Source organism: Mesorhizobium sp. M7A.F.Ca.US.005.03.2.1 (assembly GCF_003997795.1).
Taxonomy (GTDB): Bacteria; Pseudomonadota; Alphaproteobacteria; order Rhizobiales; family Rhizobiaceae; genus Mesorhizobium; species Mesorhizobium ciceri.
This window is the reverse complement of sequence record NZ_RZRP01000949.1, coordinates 1-2,235: the sequence shown is the minus strand read 5'-3', so window position 1 is coordinate 2,235 and position 2,235 is coordinate 1. Positions and strand designations below refer to the sequence as shown.

Annotated in this window: 3 protein-coding genes and 1 pseudogene; 1 reads left to right on the top strand and 3 read right to left on the bottom strand. The window is 64.1% G+C overall.

The window, feature by feature from the left end; translation table 11 throughout:
* Positions 1-155: pseudogene (locus EN991_RS41325) on the bottom strand (DUF445 domain-containing protein); the annotation flags it as partial.
* A 276-nt stretch (positions 156-431) separates the two neighbouring features.
* Here EN991_RS41325 and rirA point away from each other — a divergent pair.
* Positions 432-896 (top strand): iron-responsive transcriptional regulator RirA, encoded by a 465-nt coding sequence (gene rirA, locus EN991_RS33025; RefSeq protein WP_013531245.1) that lies wholly within the window; start codon positions 432-434, stop codon positions 894-896.
* A 123-nt stretch (positions 897-1,019) separates the two neighbouring features.
* Here rirA and EN991_RS33020 read toward each other — a convergent pair whose 3' ends face one another.
* Together EN991_RS33020 and EN991_RS33015 are read right to left on the bottom strand one after the other, a co-directional pair.
* Complete coding sequence (locus EN991_RS33020) at positions 1,020-1,811, bottom strand: heme ABC transporter ATP-binding protein (RefSeq protein ID WP_127370314.1); 792 nt, start codon at positions 1,809-1,811, stop codon at positions 1,020-1,022.
* Between the two features lie 6 nt (positions 1,812-1,817).
* The coding region (locus tag EN991_RS33015) for an iron ABC transporter permease (RefSeq protein WP_164769551.1) at positions 1,818-2,235 on the bottom strand (418 nt) is incomplete at its 5' end.

The window sequence follows — 2,235 nt, the reverse complement described above, 5'->3', positions numbered from 1 at the left end:
TGGATGTGCTCGAACGATTTGGCGAGCGCAAACACCAGTACGCAAAGCGCCAGCGCGGCCGCCGCGAGGAATTTCGTCCGCCGCAACGCGGAAAGCTTCGCATCCGCTTCGGCATCGAAACGGACCGGCGTCAAGGGCGAAGCCGATTGTGACATGGGTGAGCCGCTCCTCGTCGATCTCAGCCTATCTAGTGTTCCGACGGCCGAAATACCCGCGACAGCCGGTTTCGCCCGGCATCTTGCCCGGCTGCGCACACAAAGTTGAGGAGAAAATTCATCTATCGCGCCAAGCTAGTCTGGAATTATTCCAAGGTATAGGCCATATTCCGCCTGGGCCAATGTGGCGAATCCGGAATTTCGGGTCAAAGCCGCATCAGCAAAATTTCCAGATCTGGCGTGGGTTGCACCGCCCCAGTGCCTTGTGAGGACAATATGCGGCTTACGCGCCAGACCAACTATGCCATGCGCATCTTGATGTATTGCGCGGCAAATGACGACCGATTGAGCCGTATTCCCGAGATCGCGGCCGCCTATTCGGTGTCGGAGCTTTTCCTGTTCAAGATCCTGCAGCCGCTGGTCGAGCACGGCCTCGTCCAGACCGTGCGTGGCAGGAATGGCGGCGTCAAACTTGGCCGGGCGGCCGAAGCCATCAGCCTGTTCGATGTCGTGCGCGTGACGGAAGAGAGCTTCGCCATGGCCGAATGCTTCGAGAACGATGCCGCCGAATGCCCGCTCGTCGACAGCTGCGCGCTGAACTCGGCGCTGCGCGAGGCCCTGAATGCGTTTTTCGCAGTGCTCGCCCGCTATACGATCGCCGATCTGGTAGCGGCGCGGCCGAATGTACGCAACCTGCTCGGCATCGACATGCTGATGGAGCGCCGCGCCCCGGCTGCCTAGCGTATTTCTCCCCGTTCTACGGAGAGAAATGCCCGGCAGGGCAATGAGGGGCGGCGCCGACTTCGACAATTGGCGGGAGAAGCCCAGGAAACCGCCATTCGCAGGCCCGGCCTCACCTGAATATCAATAGACCGCCGACTGCGGCAGCACGAACGGCATATTGCCCGCCGGCAGCACGCCGACCCTGAGCCGGCAGTCGAACACTTTCTCGATCAGATCATCGCTCAGCACGTCCCGCGGCGATCCGGCGGCGGCCAGCCGGCCGCGATGCATGACGAAGATCCGCTCCGCATACATGGCCGTCAGATTGAGGTCATGCAGGATGGCGACCACGCCACCGCCCCTTCTGGCGAAGTCGCGGGCAATGTTCATGATGATCAGCTGGTGCTTGATGTCGAGGCTGGACACTGGCTCGTCGAGGAACAGAAAGCGCGGCTTGCCGTCGAGCACCGGCGCCCAGACCTGGCACAGCACGCGCGCCAACTGAACGCGCTGTTGCTCCCCGCCGGAAAGCTCCTGGTAGAAACGGCCGGCAAAGCCGTCGAGATCGACACGCGCCAGCGCCCGTTCCGGCAGCCGCGCATCCTCGCCCGGCAAGGCGCCCGAACGGCCGCCGACAAGACCAAGCTTGACCACTTCCCGCACGGTGAACGGGAACGACAGCGTCGTCGCCTGCGGCAGCACCGCGCGATGGACGGCTGCCTCGGCCGGCTTCATCGGCGAGAGATCTCGGCCGTTGAGGGCAACGCGGCCGGTATAGGCGAGCTCGCCGGAGAGCGCTTTGAGGAAGGTCGTCTTGCCCGAACCATTGGGGCCGACGATGGCGGCGATCTCGCCGGGCCGCGCGTGGAAATCGACACCACTGACGATAGGCTTGCCGGCGATATCAACCGAAACATCCTTTGCCTCGATCATCAAGCCTCACAAATCAACCACGCCGCGCTTGCGCAGCAGGATCCAAAGGAAGAACGGCGCGCCCGCTACCGCGGTGACGATGCCTATCGGCAGTTCGGCCGGCGCAACGATAGTGCGTGCGACCGCATCGGCCAGAAGCAGCAGCGAGGCGCCGAGCAGCGCCGACGCCGGCAGCAGATAGCGATTGTCCGGACCAATCAGCAGGCGCAGCAGATGCGGCACCACGATGCCGACGAAGCCGATGCCGCCGCTGACGGCGACGGATGCGCCGACCGCGGCGGAGACGCCGACGATGGCCGTGTATTTCAGCCGCTGCACCGGAATGCCGAGATGGCCGGCGGTCGCCTCGCCAAGCGCCAGCGCGTTGAGGCCGCGTGCCAGGAACGGCATCGCCGCCAGCGCCAGGACGATGATCGGCCCTACC